Origin of the sequence: Methylocystis sp., assembly GCF_051061225.1 — a bacterium.
Classification (GTDB): domain Bacteria; phylum Pseudomonadota; class Alphaproteobacteria; order Rhizobiales; family Beijerinckiaceae; genus Methylocystis.
In genome coordinates, this window is record NZ_JBPFEB010000107.1 from 39,169 (window position 1) to 53,936 (window position 14,768).

Here is a 14,768-nt window from a genome sequence, read left to right on the forward strand (position 1 = left end):
CGTAAAGGCGCCCTCATGTCGGCCTCTTTCACCTCGAAAGGCCGCGGTTCTTCCGCTGGAATCCTTGCATCCTTCCCAAGCCGCTAGCCCACCTCCTCCATGACGATGTAGGTGATGCCTGCGACCTCCATCTTGTCGAGAACCTTGAAAGGCGTGTCGGTCGAAAACACAATCTCGGCGCCGTCCGCCTTTGTTCCACCCTGCTCGGAGAGTTCCGACACGTTCTTCCCGTGCTTGCTCACGATGATGAATTGCGTGTTCATCTCCGGGAAGCCCCGATCGGCGCTGGTGCTGGTGAAGGCTTTTTCGATAACTGTCTCGCCGACCTTATATTTGCTCTGTATGTCCTTCGACAGATTCACGCCGCGCATGACCAAGCCATGCCAGTCCGGCAGTTGCGAGAGCGCATAATTCATCGTTTTCACATATTTTTTTGTAGCGTCGGAAGGAATGGCGCCGGATCGGAGGTCCTTGTTGACATCATCGTAGCCAGTATTGCAGTAATTCGTCACAGTCGCGAATATCTGAACCGCGCGGTTCGTCTGACTGACTCCAAGCTCGTCCTTGTACTTTTCGACAAATCTGGCGGCTTTTTTACTTTCCGTCGAATTTCTGATTGTGACATCCCCTTTGCTCAGGAGAGGGGCGCCCGGCTTGGGAAGCCCGTCGATAAAAGCGTTTGAATCAAATTGCGTCCGGTTCAGTTGTCCCAGAATAAAATTGCGCGCGAGGGGATCCCGATTGGCGTCCAGATACGCCCGCAGCTTTTGGAGATTCTCGGCGCTGGCGCCATGAGCAAAGGCAAGACACAGGGCGGAGCGCGTCATCAGGCGATCCGGCGCACGTTTTGCCGATTGGGAGCCGCCATAGTGCAACTGCGCCTTGAGCGCCTTCGCCGCAATCTGACTGTCGAGCCGGTTCGAGAACTTTTCGGTCGCGGCGCCGTTTCTGAAATTCGCGGCCATGGCCGCTGCCTTCTTCTGTTTTTTGCCGAGGATGTCCGTAATACGCGCGGCGGGCCCATGCGCCCCGACGACCGGCGCGGCATGCCCGTGCCCGTGAGTCTGCGTCGTGACGCCATGCGCGCGCAGAGTCTCGACAGAGGATCGCAAGGACTCGGGAATGTCTTCCTGTTTGGTTTGCTCCCTGATTCTCGAAATCAGGGTTTCCGACGTATAGAAATCGACGTTGCTCATGGATTGCTCGCCAGTTCGCCCGGTGCATGCGCGTGCAGCCAGCGGGAAAGAACGCAGCGGCGCCTGCAATCTTAAGCTAAGCCATTAAAGGCCGGGTTCGCAACATTCATTGGAGTTGTATTTTCACGCTTCTTGATTTCCGGCGCGCGGAGAGTCAGGCGTGTGAGCGTCACGCCTCAGGGTCTTGAAAAGATTCGCCTGCGCGCGGAGCGGCGCGCGCTTGGGCAAGTTGCGCGCGCCTCGATTTGCGCCGGTTGCGTAGCGGATCCTCACGCAACCATTCGCGGCCGAGTTGTTTAGCGAAGCGTCGAATGACAGCCCTGGTTCAACCTCTGTCCAGCGGGCCGTGTCGCTTGCGCCCGCGCGCTGCGAGGGGCGATTGCCCGCGCTGCTATGCCCTGATCAAACCCTCGGCGCCGCCGGGCGCTGGAAACGCGGCGCTTGCCTTGCCGGACGATGCGCCGACGCCATGCAAGAGCGCGGCGAACCCGGCCGCCTGCCTGATGAAGTCGCTCATGAAACTGGCCAGAGCCTCCTCGGTCAGGCCCTCCGCATCCCGCGCCGCGGTGAGGATGATGGCGCCAAAATCGTCGAGGGCAAGAACACCCGCCACTCGTTCGAGAGTCGCGTTGAGAGCAAGCGCGTGCGAGATCTGCTCCTTGTTCGCGCCGGAAACGAGCGGCGCCGCCATGCCGATGCGCGGCGGGAAGCCGCCCGCGGCGAAGACGCAGCTTCTGCCATCGTCATAGGTCATCGCCGCCACGCCGTGGCTGTCCAGGGCAAGATCGGCTCCAATAAGCTGGCCGACGTTTTTTAACTTCGCGCCGATGCTCTCGATCGTTTCGCTCATTTTTCCCCGCTTTCGCGCGCCGGCGCTGCGGTGTCGTCCTCGACGCCCATCTCCGAATTGACGCGCTTCTGAAATTCAGCGCTCACTGGTGGGAGCGTCGCCATCTTTTCAATCTGTCGGCGCGCCCGCTCGATGAGTTCGAGATCTTCCGCCGTCGGCTCGAAGGGTTTGCCGGAGGTCGTTGAATGTCCGCTCATCTGGAGGTCTCCTCTCCCCACGGGGGCAAGCACAAGCTGTTACCCTCTGATAACGAAGGAACGGGGATCGAAGGGCGTCTCAGGCGGAGAAGGTTGCGCGTCCCCGCCCTCCCCCGTCAATGTCTCGATCAGGCCGCGCGCCGCTTCAATGAACTGAGCGACCGCATTTCCGAGGGCGTCCGGGTTTCTGGGATCTGCGGCGGTGAACGCCTTCAGGGTCAGGACCGAGCCCGTGGGATCGAGGGAGATTGATCCGTCTGCGGTCACAGAGGGGTCTGCGTTCAGCTTCAAGGCTTGCCGCGAGATGTTCCCTCCCCTGTCGCCCTCAACCATGATCAGGGCAATCTCCATCGAGATGCGGCCGCCGGCCGAGGGCGACAGAATGCATTCGAAAAACTCGTCGAAGGGAATGAACAGCGCGCCATCCGCCAGCTCCAGGCCGAGCTCCTTGCTCAACCGACCGAGCGCGTCCTTGGCGCCATCATGATCGTTGGGGGCTTCGTCGCTCATCAATCGGCCTCGCGCATGACGATATAGGTGATTTCGCCAATCTTCTCCTTGTGGAGAACGTCAAACTGCGTGTTTGGCCGATACATGATTTCTATGCCGTCGGTGTCACCCTTTTTGCCAGATAGGTGAGACACGTCCTTGCCGTGCTTGCTCTCGATGATGAATTGGACATTTCTCTTGTAGCCGGCGTCTGCGCTGGCGCTGGTGAACGCTTTCTCCGTTACGGTAGCGCCTGGCTGATACCGGTCAACAACATCGGGCGGAAGATCCGCGCCTCGCATTGTCAGGCCTTGCCAATCCGGCAATTGGCCGAGGACAAATGCAGCCGTCTTGATAATGTTCTTTTCTTCATCAGGCAGTTCTTTACCTGAACGTAGTGCATCATTCATCCAGCCATAACCATTTTCGCAGTAACATGAAATGGACCCCAAAATCGCGGCGTTCCGCATCCCGGCGGTTGAATCCAAGTCTACGTTCTGCCCTACCAACAGATCATTGATGTAAAGCTGCGCGGCCGGTTCGAAGACTCCATACATCCCGTTGATGGCATTTGAATTGAGATCCTTGGCCGGGTTGAACGCATCGGGATCGAGCAGACTCTCAATGAACGCGCCTGCGTTTCTGTGCGTGCTGTTGAGTTCCGTCAGGACGTTGCTTCGAACGTCATCACCGCAGCCATCCAGGAACTGCCGCAAATTGCTCAGCTCGGCTGAACTCGCCCCATGCGCGAAAGCGAGCGAAAGAGCGGCGCGCGTTTGCAGGCGGGCGCCGGCGCTCGCTGCTGATTGTCTGCCTTTGTAATGGAGCAGCTTTTTTAGATCTTTCGCGCCGGCGGGATTGTCCGCGAGCCGGTTGGCGAATTTTGTCTTGACGGCGGGGTTCGAGAAATTGGCGGCGATGGCGTTGGCCTTCGCTTTCGTTTTGCCCAGTGTCTTGGCGAGACCGGCGGATGGATTGGCCGCAACTCCCAGTCTGGGGGTCGCAAGCGTTATCACGCTATCCGAGCGCGCGACGCCACGCTCCCGAAGCTGCGCAACAGCGTTGGAGAGAGTGTTGGAGGCGCCGACTTTCGTGTCCTCGGACACCCTGCTGAGCACGCGCGCGTGCGTGTAAAAATTGATATTGCCCACGCCGGCGTCTCCCGAAACACTGTCCTGATGTCCGCATGCTAAAACTTAACCATAACAGTTACAAGACGCCACGACGCGCGGCGGCCCCTTCGCTGCGTGATGTCAGACGCGGTCCGCGTAAAGAAGGAATTCGCGATTGCCGTCGCCGCCTTCGATTGGCGAAGGAACGACGCCAGCGACGCGCCAACCCTGGGCCTCGACATCGCGGCGGGCGGTCTCGCAGACTCGCGCGTGCACCTTTTCATCGCGCACCACGCCTTTTTTATTCGACGCGCGGCCGGCTTCGAACTGCGGCTTGATGAGCGCGACGAGCGTCGCGCCCGGCGCGGCAAGCGACAGCACATTTGGCAAAAGCGCAGCCAGGGAGATGAAGCTCGCGTCCATCACAATCAGCGCGGGCGCTTCCGCAAGTTGCGCGCGCGTCAATGTGCGCGCGTCCTGACCTTCCATCGATGTCACGCGGAGATTGCGTCGCAGCCTCTCGTGCAACTGATCGTGGCCGACGTCGACAGCCACGACATGGCGCGCGCCGCGCGCCAGCAGCACATCCGTGAAGCCGCCCGTGGATGCGCCCACGTCGAGACAGAACACGCCCGAGGGGTCGACCTTGAAGACGTCGAGCGCATGGGCGAGTTTCACGCCGCCGCGCGACACCCATGGATAGGGCGCGGATGCGACGATCTCCGCATGATCGGCGACCGGCGCGGATGGTTTTGTGATGCGCCGGCCGTCGACGGTGACGAGCCCGGCCTCGATCGCCTCGCGCGCCTTGGCGCGGCTCTCAAAAAATCCGCGCTCGCACAAAATCACATCGGCGCGCTTGGCCGTCATCACTCGCCCGTCTGCAGCAGCGTGCCGGCGCGGCGCGCGCTTTTCAGAAGAAGACCAAAGGAGACGCAGGCGAGCGAGAAGAGAACGGCGTCGATGGCGAGCCCCTGCGCCAGGAGATCCCAGCGGATGACGTGATCGATCAGCACGGCGCGCAGCCCCTCGAACACATAGGTCGGCGGCAGCGTCCAGGAGATCGGCTGCACCCAGGCGGGCAGCGTCGAGACCGGATAATAGACCGCGCCGAGCGGCTGCACGAAGAACATCAGCGACCAGACGAGATTCTCCGCGCCGAGCCCGAGCCGCAGCAGAAGGCCCGACACGAACAGCCCGATGCTCCAGGCAAAGAACATCAGCACCACGAAAAAGGCGCCGAAGGCGACGCCGAGCGCCCAAAGGTTGAAGCCAAAAAACAGAAGCGCCATCAGCGTCACCGGCACGACGCCGACAAAAAGGCGCACGATGCTCATCACGATGAGCGAGACGACGAATTCCGCCGGCCGCAGCGGGCTCATGAGAATATTGGGCAGGTTGCGGGACCACATCTCCTCGATGAAGGAGAAGGAAAAGCCCTGCTGGCCGCGCAGCAGGGTGTCCCACAGCAGGATCGCGCCGATGAGCGTGCCCGCCACCTGCGCCGCGCCCCCCGGCGCTTCAAGCGCGCCCGCCTTCACGAGATAGGTCTGCAAAAAGCCCCAGGTGAGCATTTGCACCAGCGGCCAATAGATGATGTCGAGGAGGCGCGTATAGGAGGCGCGCAGCAGATAGCTGTAGCGCAGGAGCATCGCGCCGACGCGCTTGGCCGAGAAAGCGCCTCCCATCACGCCGCCCCCGCGCGCCCACGCGCGACATCGAGAAAGACTTCTTCAAGATTGTCGCGCCCGTAGCGCGCCAAAAGATTGGCGGGAGAATCGTCGTCGACGATGGCGCCTTGCTTCAGCATCAGCACGCGATCGCAGAGCCGCTCGACCTCGCCCATATTGTGCGAGGCGAGCAGAATCGCACAATTATGCGCAGCGCGATGCGCCTCGAGCCGCGCGCGCACCCAATCGGCCGTGTCGGGATCGAGAGAGGCGGTCGGCTCGTCGAGCAGCAGCAATCGCGGATCGTTGATTAACGCCTTGGCGATCGCGACGCGCGTTTTCTGGCCGGCGGAGAGCTTGCCGGTCTGGCGGTCGAGAAGCTCGCGCAGCGCCAGCGCCTCGGCGAGCTCCTCTACCTTCGAATCCACACCCGCCACGTCGTAGAGCAGGCCGAAGACGCGCAAATTCTGCCGCACGGTCAGGCGGTGCGGCAGATCGACGTAAGGGCTTTCGAAATTCATGCGGCCGAGCACTTCGTAGCGCTCGCGCAAGAGATCGCGGCCGAAGACGCGGATCGAGCCGGCCGTGGGCTCGATGAGCCCCATGACCATGCCGATCGTCGTGGTCTTGCCGGCGCCGTTGCCGCCAAGGAGCGCCGTCACCGAGCCCGGCGGCAGCGAAAAATCGAGCGGCCCGACGACGCTACGCTTGCCATAGGTCTTGCAAAGGCCCTGAACCGAAAGCGCCGGCTCTAGCGATGAAGGGGACATGGAGGGGTTATGGCTTGTCGAGACGGCCCCGGCAAGGGCGTCGCGGCGCCCAAGAGCGCCGCCCTGGCCGTCACTTCTGGCAGGCGGGGCAATAGAAGGTCGAGCGGCCCGACTGCACGGTCCGCGCGACGGTCCCCTTGCAGCCCCGCGTCGGGCAGGCGGCCCCTTCGCGGTCATAGACGCGGAAGGAATGCTGGAAATATCCCAAAGACCCGTCCGCCTGACGGTGGTCGCGCAAGGAGGAGCCGCCCGCCGCCAGGGCCTCTTCGAGCACGCTTCTGATGGCTTCCGGCAGGCGCGCGAGCGCTGCGGTGGGCTTGCCGGCCGCTGTCACAAGCTTGTCGCCCCCTAGTAAGGGCGAAATTCCCGCCCGGTGCAGCGCCTCGCAGACATAAATATTGCCGAGCCCCGCGATGAGGCGCTGATCCAGCAGCAAAGCCTTCACCGGCGCTATTCGGTCGCGAAAGGCGCGCGCCAGAAAGGCGGCGTCAAGCGTCTCGCTCAACGGCTCTATGCCGAGGCCGCGAAAGAGCTTGTGGGCGTCGAGCTCCGCCGTCGGAACGAGCAGCATGAAGCCGAAACGGCGCGGATCGTTGTAGGTCACGCGCGCGCCATTCTCCATATGGAAGACGACATGGTCATGCGCCGCGCTCTTGTCGCGCGGGTGATGGAAAAAGCCCTGAATATCGCCGTCGACGCGGAAGGAGCCGCTCATGCCGAGATGCATGACCAGCGTCTCGGCGCCGACGAGATCGGCAAGAAGATATTTGGCGCGGCGCTCCAGATGGAGAATGCGCCGCCCCGACAGCCTCGCGGCGAAATCGGGCGGAAAGGGAAAGCGCAAATCCTTGCGCCGCTGCTCGACGCGCGCGATTCGCGCGCCGGCGAAGGCGGGCAAAAGACCGCGCCGCACCGTTTCGACTTCGGGCAGTTCCGGCATTCGGTTTTTTGTCGTTGGCGGACGAACCTTCCAGGCTCGCTATAATAATGCAAGCCTGCTCGCGGTCTACCGGCCAGGCCCGCTACGTCGGCAGCACGGTCACGGGCGTTCCCAGAGCCGCGCGCGTGTAAAGATGCACGATGTCCTGGTTGATCATGCGGATGCAGCCCGACGAGACATTGGAGCCGACCGTCAAAGGCTCGAGCGTGCCGTGGATGCGATAGCCGAGATCCCGCCCCTCGCCGAAAAGATACATGGCGCGCGCGCCCAAGGGGCTCAATGGCCCGCCCTTCACGCCGAGGCCGCGCGGGGTGGGCTCGAGACGGGCGCGGATTTCAGGATCGCGCGCGATCATTTCCCGCGGCGGCACCCAGTCCGGCCAATCCCTCTTCATATTGATCCGCGCCGGGCCGGACCAGCCGAAGCCCTCGCGGCCCACGCCAACGCCGTAGCGGGTCGCGCGGCCAGGCGCCTCGACAAAATAGAGGTGGTAGGCCGCAGGATCGACGACGACAGAGCCGACCGGCTCCTCCCATGGGTAGTCGACGGTCTGGCGCAGAAATCTGGGATCGATCTGCCGGTAATCGACGGCGGGGACCGCAAAACGCTCTCCCGGATAAGGCGCGTAGGTCGCAGCGTAATTGGGTCGCCCCAGCGTGCGGGTCAAACCGCGACCCGAGGAGCCGAAGCCGCCGGGCTCAGGGAAGGATCTCGGGGCGTAGCAGCCCGCAAGACTGGAGGCGCCGAGGGATAAGAGCGAGAGAGAAAAAATACGCCGGGTGAACATGGGACGCATTACCGAGCCGTGACACGGGCGCCTTGGTTACCGAGGGCCCGACCGTGATTCACCATAAGCGACGCTGGTAAATAAAATGGGTTGGGGCCGTTGGAGAACCGCGAGCCTTCAGGGCGCTTCGAGAAGATGCGCGCCCGAAGGCGCGCGGTCCGGAGCGGCCCCGCCCATAGCCATCCCGCTAACAAGCGGCTATACCCACCGCGTCTTCGAAAGTCAGGCGAGCGTTAAATGACCGATTCCAATTCCGACCGAGGGGGTTCGACCCATTTCGGCTATTCCGAGGTGCCCCTGTCCGAGAAGCAGGGCCTCGTGGACGATGTCTTTCATAAGGTCGCCCGCCGCTACGACGTGATGAACGATTTGATGTCGGGTGGACTCCACCGGCTCTGGAAGGACACGTTCGCGGGCAAGATCGACGCCCGAAACCGCAAGGGCTTCAAGCATCTCGACGTCGCCGGCGGCACGGGCGACATCGCCTTCCGCATCGCCCGGCAGTCAGGCGCCGACGCCGAGATCACCGTGCTGGACATCAACGGCGACATGTTGGAAGTCGGCCGCGACCGCGCCCGCGAGAAGGGCATCGACGGCAAGCTCGAATTCGTCCAGGCCAACGCCGAGTCCCTGCCCTTCCCGGACAATTCTTTCGAAGCCTATACGATCGCCTTCGGCATCCGCAACGTGCCGCGCATAGGTGTCGCGCTCGAAGAGGCATACCGCGTCCTGAAGCCCGGCGGGCGCTTTCTGTGCCTCGAATTCTCGCAGGTGAACGTGCCCGGCCTCGACAAGATCTACGAGGCCTATTCCTTCAACGTCATACCGGTCGTGGGCAAGCTCGTCGCCGGCGACGGCGAGCCCTATCGTTACCTCGTCGAGTCGATCCGGCAGTTCCCTGCCGCCGACGAATTCGAGCGCATGATCCGCAAGGCGGGCTTCCGGCGCACGGGCTACGAGCGCCTGACGGGCGGCGTGGTCGCGATCCATTCGGGCTGGAAATACTAGAGCCGCCGCGGATGCTCCTTCCAACCGGCAATTTTCTGCGACTGGCGCGCGCCGGCTATATTCTGGCGCGTGAAGGCGTCTTCACGTCGGTCGACCCCAACCTTCTGCCGCCCGCCGCCGCGCCTTTGGTGCGTCTCGCCAATCTCTTCGCCAAGGGCAAGGGCGAAAACGCCGGCGAGGCGCTGGTCCGCGCGCTTTCTCAAATCGGCCCGTCTTATGTTAAGCTCGGCCAATTCCTCGCGACCCGGCCAGACGTCGTCGGCGGCGAGATCGCCGATGCGCTGACGGCGCTGCAGGACCGCATGGCGCCGTTCGGCCGCGACAAGGCGATCGAGATCGTCGAAAAGGCGCTCGGCAAAAAGATCGGCGACGTCTTCATTACCTTCGGCGAGCCGGTCGCCGCCGCTTCCGTGGCGCAGGTGCATATGGCGACCGCGCTCTATGAGGGGAAAGAGCGCAAGCTCGCCGTGAAGGTGCTGCGGCCCGGCGTCGAAGGTCAGTTCGCGCGCGATCTGCGAGACATGTATATGGTCGCGCGGCTCGCCGAGCGCTGGTCTTCGGAAGGCCGCCGCCTGCGCATGATAGAGGTCGTCGATACGCTCGCGCGCACGGTGAAGCTCGAAACCGATTTTCGGCTGGAGGCCGCCGCCGCTTCCGAATTCGCGGAGAATGTCGCAAAAGACCCCGATATCAAAGTGCCGCACGTCGACTGGGACCGCACGGCGCGCGAGGTGCTGACGCTGGAATGGATCGACGGCGCGCCGCTCTCGGACCTCGAACGAGTCGCTGCGGAAGGCCACGACCTCAAAGCGCTCGCCGCCCATGTGCTGCAGTCCTTCCTGCGCCACGCGATGCGCGACGGCTTCTTCCACGGCGACATGCATCAAGGCAATCTCTTCGTCGATAAGCATGGCTGCCTCGTCACGATCGACTTCGGCATCATGGGCCGGCTGGGAACGAAGGAACGCCGCTTTTTGGCGGAGATTCTCTACGGCTTCATCACTCGCGACTACAAACGCGTCGCCGAAGTGCACTTCGAAGCGGGCTATGTGCCGGCAAAGCACTCGATCGAGGAGTTTTCCCAGGCCCTGCGCGCCATCGGCGAGCCGCTGCATACGGTCAACGCCTCTGATATTTCGATGGCGCGGCTTTTGACGCTGCTCTTCGAGGTCACAGCGCTTTTCGATATGCGCACGCGCACCGAGCTCGTGCTCTTGCAAAAGACCATGGTCGTGGCGGAAGGCGTCGCCCGCTCGCTCGACCCGAAGCTCGATATTTGGAAAACCTGCGATCCCGTCGTGCGCTCGTGGATCGAGGAAAACCTCGGGCCAAAAGCGAAGATCGAAGACGCGGGCAAGACGATTGCGGAGCTCGCGCGTCTCGCGACGCATTTGCCCAAGACGCTGGCCGACGCCGAGAGGGCGATCGAACGGGTCTCGCGGGCGGTGGATGAGGGCGTCGGCCTTTCAGAGCAGGCGTTGGCCTCAATGGCCGACGGGCGGCGGGCGTCCGACGCCCGGCTTCTGCTCGGGCTTACGGCGCTGACCATTCTGGCGGCGTGGCTGCTCGGCTGACCCCAGACCGTTAGCCGACGGCTCACGGTCCGGAGCGCTCAGTGCCGCCGCCCGTTTGTCCAGGCCTCGACGAGCCGCGAGGCCACCATCAGTCCGACGCCTGCGCCGACGAGCAGCGGCAGGTTTCGCGGCGCCGAGCGCAGCACGGACGCGGCGGCCTTGGGCGCCGCGGTCTTCGCCATATCCACTAAAGCGCCCGAGACATTCGGAGATTGCAAGGCGCGCAGGATCGCGGCCATCGGCGAGGCTTGGGCCATCGCCTCTAGCTCCTCCCGCACGCGCGCCTCCCGCTGCTCCTCGCGCCTTCGCGCGTAGGCGTACGCAAGGGCCGAAATGACGAGAAAGACGCCCGCGACGGCGAGATTGCCAAAAAGCGGTCCCAGCTCTTCATTTGCCCAATAGACGCCGGCCGCCATTGCGAAGCCTGCAGCAACGAGGAGCGGAACCGCCGCCATCGCAATTCCGGAGAGGTGCGTCATTCTGGCGCCGACGGCGTTTTCTACCCTCTTCAATATAGGCTCGAACATTGACGACCCCACGCGAGGAAAGAATTATCTGCCCATCCTCCACAGTGCGCCGAGGAAAAAGCCGGCGAAAGCGGCAAGCATCACGGTCGTCGTAGGCTGCGAGCGCGCCGAGGTTTCGATCGCCGATTGGAAATTGCCGAGCACTTCGCCGGTGCGCTGCGCCGCCAAATTGCCGCGCTCCGTCATCCTCGAGATCGCTTCGTTGGCCCTGCGCTGAACGCTCCGGCCCATCTGCTCGCCGGCAATCGCCGCCTGTTCGGCGAGCGCGCCGGTGGTCATTTCACCATGCCCATTGTGTTGCCGCTGCTGCACAGTACGTTCCTCCGCCATTGCCGCCTCCGACGGTTCGAGCAAGTGGGGAGTCAACGCGACGCGTGGGGAGTTGTTCCTGGGCAGAGGCGAACGCCGGGGGGCGGCGGAGCGGCGCGATTGCGGCCCCCTCCCCTTGCCATAGGGCGTCTGAAAAGACGCCGGTCTTTCGACGGGCTATGGCGGGGGAGGAAGCTTTCAAGTCCCCCGCGTCAAGTCGAGAAACTCGTCGCGTGTCCGCGGATCGTCGCGAATGACGCCGAGCAGCTTGCTGGTGGTGAGTTGTGAACCAGGCGTGTTGACGCCGCGAAGCGTCATGCAGTTATGCTCGGCTTCGATCACGACGCCGACGCCCGCAGGCTTGAGAATGTCCTGGATGGCTTCGGCGATTTCGGCCGTGAGCTTCTCCTGAATCTGCAGCCGCCGCGCGAAGCCGTGAACGACCCGCGCGAGCTTCGAAATGCCGACGACGCGGTTGGTCGGCAGATAGCCGACATGGGCGCGGCCCAAGACGGGCAGCATGTGATGCTCGCAGAAGCTGACGACGCGAATATTTTTCAGCACGACAAGCTCGTCGTACCCGCCCACTTCCTCGAAAGTGCGCTGCAGGTAATCCCGTGGGTCGATCTCGTAGCCGGAGAAGAGCTCCTTATACGAGCGCGCCACGCGCGCCGGCGTATCGCGGAGTCCCTCGCGGTTGGGATCGTCTCCCGCCCATTCGATGAGAACGCGCACGGCCGCTTCTGCGTCGCCCTGAGTTGGCTTGGCCATTCCTTCCAGTCTCCCGACCGCTTGCCGGAGCGCGAGAAGAAAAACCGCTCCGTCGCAATAGCTTGCGTCGGAGCGGCGGATTTGGCAATCGGCCCGTTCAGTGAGGCATCACGCTGCGCCCGAGGCCGCCGATGGTCGAGCCCACCGAGTTGATCGTGCGCTTCATGAAGCCAAAGGCGCCGCCTTCGTTTTGCGGTGGAGGCGGCGGTGGCGGCGCAGGCTCGGGAGCCGCGGGCGGCTCGGCGGAGGCGACCGGCGCGCTCTCCATCGGCGCAGCATTGCGCGGCTTCGCGCGCTTGGCTGTCGCCTGCGGCGGCTTGGGCTTGGGCTTAGCAACTTTTGCAGGGGCGGCGGGCTTGGGTTCGACCGGGGCGACGGCCGTCGGCGCGGCAGGCTGCTGCGGCTCGAAGCGATTCGAGGGCTGCAGGGCCGCGCTTCGATCAGGCGCTGCCGGCGGCGCCATTCGAGAAACGGCGCCCGCGCCGGTCGACGCGATTGGCGCAACCGCGGCTCCCGCAGCGGCGGCCACCGGCGCGACGGCGGCGGACGCGGCCGGCGGCGGGGAGACCGGCTCGAGGCGCTCGGGGGATGAGGCCGGTGACGGATCTGCGACCGCCGGAAGCGAGGCCGTGGCTTGGGATGTCGAAGCGGCGGCTGGAGCCGTCCCGGAAGCCGGCGTCTCGGCGGCCGGCGGCGCTATTTCCGCCTGCTCGGTCGTCGGAGTCACCGTGGCCGCAGCGGCGTCTCGAGCCGAATCGGCGACTGGCGGTTCGAGCGCCGCCTGATCGGCAGCCGGCTCCGATTCGGCCGGCAGGGCCATATCGGCGACCGCTGGCTCCTCCGTGGCGCGCCAATCCGAAAGCGTCCACCCGATGCCCGCGAGGCCGATGACGACGATCGCGACCGAGAGATAAACGAGCTTGCGGCGCCCGCCGCTCGTCTCGCCTTCCGGGGCGAAGTCCTCGACGGACGGCTCCGCCGACCAATCATCTACTGCGTGGAACGCCGGGGCGATCGGCGGCGGTTCGAAACTCTCGGCGCCGACCTGGTGGAGGCGCGGCGCCGGCGACGCCGCGCCGATATGCGGCGCATCGGCCGCTTCGGGCCCAAGGCGCACCGCGGGCGCCACGGAAGCGCCGACCGGCTCCATCTCGCGCTTCAAGAGTTCCTTGAACTCGGCGAAGGCCGCCTTGAGTTCCTTGTCGTCGGCCTGTTGGTTCATGGCTACTCACTTAGCTGACATCCAGCGCCGCTCCCATGACGGCGCCCTCAAAAGGCCAATCCTGCGATGGGCCCGGTTCAGCGAATTCGCTATCAGAATCGAAACTATAAATTGTGGCGGTTATTCGCCGCTTAAGCTCAGCTGCCGCCGGAACAGCGCCCTGGGCGCCGCGTTTTGGGGGCATCGGGCGGGCTTCCCCGGGCCCGCCATACGATGAGGAGATCCACATGGACTGGAATCAGATCGAGGGAAACTGGAAGCAGTTCAAAGGCAAAATTAGGGAGAAGTGGGGCCAGCTTACGGACGACGACATCAACCAGATGGAAGGCAATCGCGAACAGTTCGAAGGCAAGATCCAGGAAAAATACGGGATCGACAAAGAAGAGGCGAAGCGCAACATCGACAACTGGCTGAAGACAATGCATTGACGACAAGCAGGCGGCCGGGGCGACCGGCCGCCTTTGCCGTTCTTTCATTTTACTGCGGATCGCCCGTGAATCGCGGTATTATGTAGCTGATGCAAGTTATCGAAGTAGCTGGTTTTTGTGGCGTTTGCTACCCATTACCGGATGGCGGACCCCCACATTTTGACGACCTTGCGCCGCAAGCGCGATGAGATGGAAGCCGCAATCCGCGCCTATGAGAAGAAGACCGAGGCGCTTCGCCGCGACCTCGCCCAAGTCAACGCCACGCTCCGCATGTTCGAGCTAAACGGCGAGCAAGAGGTCTTCCCGGTCCACATGGACCTAAACCGCATCTTCAAGCGGTTTGAGATCGGGCGGCTGTGTCACGAGGCGCTTGCGGCAGCGCCGGAAGGGTTGGACACGCGGGAGTTGGCTCTATTTGTGATTAGAGCGAAATCATTCGACGAAAACGACGCAGTCCTTAGAAAGGCCATCAGCTACAGGATAGTTCAAGCGCTGAGAATGCAGGAAAAAAGGAGGCGCATCGCAAGCAGCGGGAAACGGCGAGGTATCAGAGTTTGGATCGCAATCAATCAAAAACCAGCAAGTTCATGATTCATTGATAAAAAGGAATGTGTCTCAGCATGAGACACTGTGGCGCTTGCTTAGTTTGCCGTTCGTGAATAAGTTCCCGCTTGTGATGCTCCTGGGTTCTGAATCCAATGGGGCTTACAATGATAGAAGAAACACACGAAAACATTCCCATGACGTGGCATAGATTCCTAGTTGTCATTGCTGTGTGCAAAGCAGCTGTTGGGGGCGCTGGCGCCGCATTGGCTCTGCTTGGGGCATACAATGTTGCTGCGGCCATTTCCGCGCATGAGTGGCTTGTGCAGGTGCAGCATGCATACACGTTCGATGCCTTCGCTGTTGGCGGCGGCG

Annotated in this window: 18 protein-coding genes; 4 read left to right on the forward strand and 14 right to left on the reverse strand. The window is 63.1% G+C overall.

Annotation, left to right across the window (positions count from 1 at the left end; genetic code table 11):
- Window positions 1-83: 83 nt before the first annotated feature.
- The 10 genes from ACR652_RS18910 to ACR652_RS18955 all read right to left on the reverse strand — a co-directional run bounded on the left by ACR652_RS18910 (window position 84) and on the right by ACR652_RS18955 (window position 7,891).
- Window positions 84-1,265 carry a hypothetical protein gene (locus ACR652_RS18910; protein WP_434508025.1) on the reverse strand — a complete coding sequence of 394 codons (1,182 nt, stop codon included), beginning with the start codon at window positions 1,263-1,265 and terminating at the stop codon, window positions 84-86.
- 322 nt (window positions 1,266-1,587) lie between these two features.
- The gene (locus tag ACR652_RS18915) at window positions 1,588-2,046 is read right to left on the reverse strand and encodes a CesT family type III secretion system chaperone (protein ID WP_434508026.1); all 459 of its coding nucleotides are present in this window, start codon (window positions 2,044-2,046) and stop codon (window positions 1,588-1,590) included.
- A complete protein-coding gene (locus ACR652_RS18920; protein WP_434508027.1) occupies window positions 2,043-2,243 on the reverse strand; it encodes a hypothetical protein in 201 nt (66 codons plus the stop codon). The genes ACR652_RS18915 and ACR652_RS18920 overlap by 4 nt, the downstream gene beginning before the upstream one ends.
- A 39-nt stretch (window positions 2,244-2,282) precedes the next feature.
- Window positions 2,283-2,753, reverse strand: a complete 471-nt coding sequence (locus tag ACR652_RS18925) for a CesT family type III secretion system chaperone (protein ID WP_434508028.1) — start codon at window positions 2,751-2,753, stop codon at window positions 2,283-2,285.
- Window positions 2,753-3,883 carry a hypothetical protein gene (locus ACR652_RS18930; RefSeq protein ID WP_434508029.1) on the reverse strand — a complete coding sequence of 377 codons (1,131 nt, stop codon included), beginning with the start codon at window positions 3,881-3,883 and terminating at the stop codon, window positions 2,753-2,755. Before ACR652_RS18930 ends, ACR652_RS18925 begins: the two co-directional genes overlap by 1 nt.
- A gap of 102 nt (window positions 3,884-3,985) precedes the next feature.
- Entirely contained in the window at window positions 3,986-4,714 is a 729-nt protein-coding gene (locus ACR652_RS18935; protein WP_434508030.1) for a TlyA family RNA methyltransferase, read from the reverse strand.
- A complete protein-coding gene (locus tag ACR652_RS18940; protein WP_434508031.1) occupies window positions 4,714-5,532 on the reverse strand; it encodes an ABC transporter permease in 819 nt (272 codons plus the stop codon). Before ACR652_RS18940 ends, ACR652_RS18935 begins: the two co-directional genes overlap by 1 nt.
- On the reverse strand, window positions 5,532-6,284 hold the full coding sequence (locus ACR652_RS18945; RefSeq protein WP_434508032.1) for an ABC transporter ATP-binding protein: 753 nt from the start codon (window positions 6,282-6,284) through the stop codon (window positions 5,532-5,534). Before ACR652_RS18945 ends, ACR652_RS18940 begins: the two co-directional genes overlap by 1 nt.
- A gap of 70 nt (window positions 6,285-6,354) precedes the next feature.
- Complete coding sequence (gene mutM, locus ACR652_RS18950) at window positions 6,355-7,224, reverse strand: bifunctional DNA-formamidopyrimidine glycosylase/DNA-(apurinic or apyrimidinic site) lyase (RefSeq protein WP_434508033.1); 870 nt, start codon at window positions 7,222-7,224, stop codon at window positions 6,355-6,357.
- 82 nt (window positions 7,225-7,306) lie between these two features.
- Window positions 7,307-7,891, reverse strand: a complete 585-nt coding sequence (locus ACR652_RS18955) for a L,D-transpeptidase (protein WP_434508034.1) — start codon at window positions 7,889-7,891, stop codon at window positions 7,307-7,309.
- Window positions 7,892-8,248: 357 nt separating this feature from the next.
- Here ACR652_RS18955 and ubiE point away from each other — a divergent pair, with 357 nt between their 5' ends.
- Window positions 8,249-9,019, forward strand: coding sequence for a bifunctional demethylmenaquinone methyltransferase/2-methoxy-6-polyprenyl-1,4-benzoquinol methylase UbiE (ubiE, locus tag ACR652_RS18960; protein WP_434508035.1), 771 nt, complete (start codon window positions 8,249-8,251; stop codon window positions 9,017-9,019).
- A gap of 11 nt (window positions 9,020-9,030) precedes the next feature.
- A complete protein-coding gene (gene ubiB, locus ACR652_RS18965) occupies window positions 9,031-10,593 on the forward strand; it encodes a 2-polyprenylphenol 6-hydroxylase (RefSeq protein ID WP_434508036.1) in 1,563 nt (520 codons plus the stop codon).
- A gap of 38 nt (window positions 10,594-10,631) precedes the next feature.
- On the opposite strand, the gene ACR652_RS18970 is transcribed toward ubiB, so the two are convergent.
- The 4 genes from ACR652_RS18970 to ACR652_RS18985 form a co-directional block, all read right to left on the reverse strand.
- Window positions 10,632-11,105, reverse strand: coding sequence for a hypothetical protein (locus tag ACR652_RS18970; RefSeq protein WP_434508037.1), 474 nt, complete (start codon window positions 11,103-11,105; stop codon window positions 10,632-10,634).
- A 39-nt stretch (window positions 11,106-11,144) separates the two neighbouring features.
- Window positions 11,145-11,450, reverse strand: a complete 306-nt coding sequence (locus ACR652_RS18975; RefSeq protein ID WP_434493617.1) for a hypothetical protein — start codon at window positions 11,448-11,450, stop codon at window positions 11,145-11,147.
- Between the two features lie 177 nt (window positions 11,451-11,627).
- Window positions 11,628-12,200, reverse strand: a complete 573-nt coding sequence (folE, locus tag ACR652_RS18980) for a GTP cyclohydrolase I FolE (RefSeq protein ID WP_434508038.1) — start codon at window positions 12,198-12,200, stop codon at window positions 11,628-11,630.
- Window positions 12,201-12,297: 97 nt separating this feature from the next.
- Window positions 12,298-13,422 (reverse strand): hypothetical protein, encoded by a 1,125-nt coding sequence (locus ACR652_RS18985; RefSeq protein WP_434508039.1) that lies wholly within the window; start codon window positions 13,420-13,422, stop codon window positions 12,298-12,300.
- Between the two features lie 227 nt (window positions 13,423-13,649).
- Here ACR652_RS18985 and ACR652_RS18990 point away from each other — a divergent pair, with 227 nt between their 5' ends.
- Together ACR652_RS18990 and ACR652_RS18995 are read left to right on the forward strand one after the other, a co-directional pair.
- Window positions 13,650-13,850: a CsbD family protein gene (locus ACR652_RS18990; RefSeq protein ID WP_434508040.1), complete on the forward strand. Its 201-nt coding sequence runs from the start codon at window positions 13,650-13,652 to the stop codon at window positions 13,848-13,850.
- Window positions 13,851-14,009: 159 nt separating this feature from the next.
- Entirely contained in the window at window positions 14,010-14,441 is a 432-nt protein-coding gene (locus tag ACR652_RS18995; RefSeq protein ID WP_434508041.1) for a hypothetical protein, read from the forward strand.
- Window positions 14,442-14,768: the final 327 nt, after the last annotated feature.

Bases quoted from the DNA above. Each gene is read 5' to 3' on its own strand.
- ACR652_RS18940 (WP_434508031.1), bottom strand. From the start codon at position 5,532: ATGGGAGGCGCTTTCTCGGCCAAGCGCGTCGGCGCGATGCTCCTGCGC.
- folE (WP_434508038.1), bottom strand. From the start codon at position 12,200: ATGGCCAAGCCAACTCAGGGCGACGCAGAAGCGGCCGTGCGCGTTCTC.
- ACR652_RS18990 (WP_434508040.1), top strand. From the start codon at position 13,650: ATGGACTGGAATCAGATCGAGGGAAACTGGAAGCAGTTCAAAGGCAAA.
- ACR652_RS18985 (WP_434508039.1), bottom strand. From the start codon at position 13,422: ATGAACCAACAGGCCGACGACAAGGAACTCAAGGCGGCCTTCGCCGAG.
- ACR652_RS18975 (WP_434493617.1), bottom strand. From the start codon at position 11,450: ATGGCGGAGGAACGTACTGTGCAGCAGCGGCAACACAATGGGCATGGT.
- ACR652_RS18945 (WP_434508032.1), bottom strand. From the start codon at position 6,284: ATGTCCCCTTCATCGCTAGAGCCGGCGCTTTCGGTTCAGGGCCTTTGC.
- ubiE (WP_434508035.1), top strand. From the start codon at position 8,249: ATGACCGATTCCAATTCCGACCGAGGGGGTTCGACCCATTTCGGCTAT.
- ACR652_RS18935 (WP_434508030.1), bottom strand. From the start codon at position 4,714: ATGACGGCCAAGCGCGCCGATGTGATTTTGTGCGAGCGCGGATTTTTT.
- ACR652_RS18920 (WP_434508027.1), bottom strand. From the start codon at position 2,243: ATGAGCGGACATTCAACGACCTCCGGCAAACCCTTCGAGCCGACGGCG.
- ACR652_RS18925 (WP_434508028.1), bottom strand. From the start codon at position 2,753: ATGAGCGACGAAGCCCCCAACGATCATGATGGCGCCAAGGACGCGCTC.
- ubiB (WP_434508036.1), top strand. From the start codon at position 9,031: ATGCTCCTTCCAACCGGCAATTTTCTGCGACTGGCGCGCGCCGGCTAT.
- ACR652_RS18915 (WP_434508026.1), bottom strand. From the start codon at position 2,046: ATGAGCGAAACGATCGAGAGCATCGGCGCGAAGTTAAAAAACGTCGGC.
- mutM (WP_434508033.1), bottom strand. From the start codon at position 7,224: ATGCCGGAACTGCCCGAAGTCGAAACGGTGCGGCGCGGTCTTTTGCCC.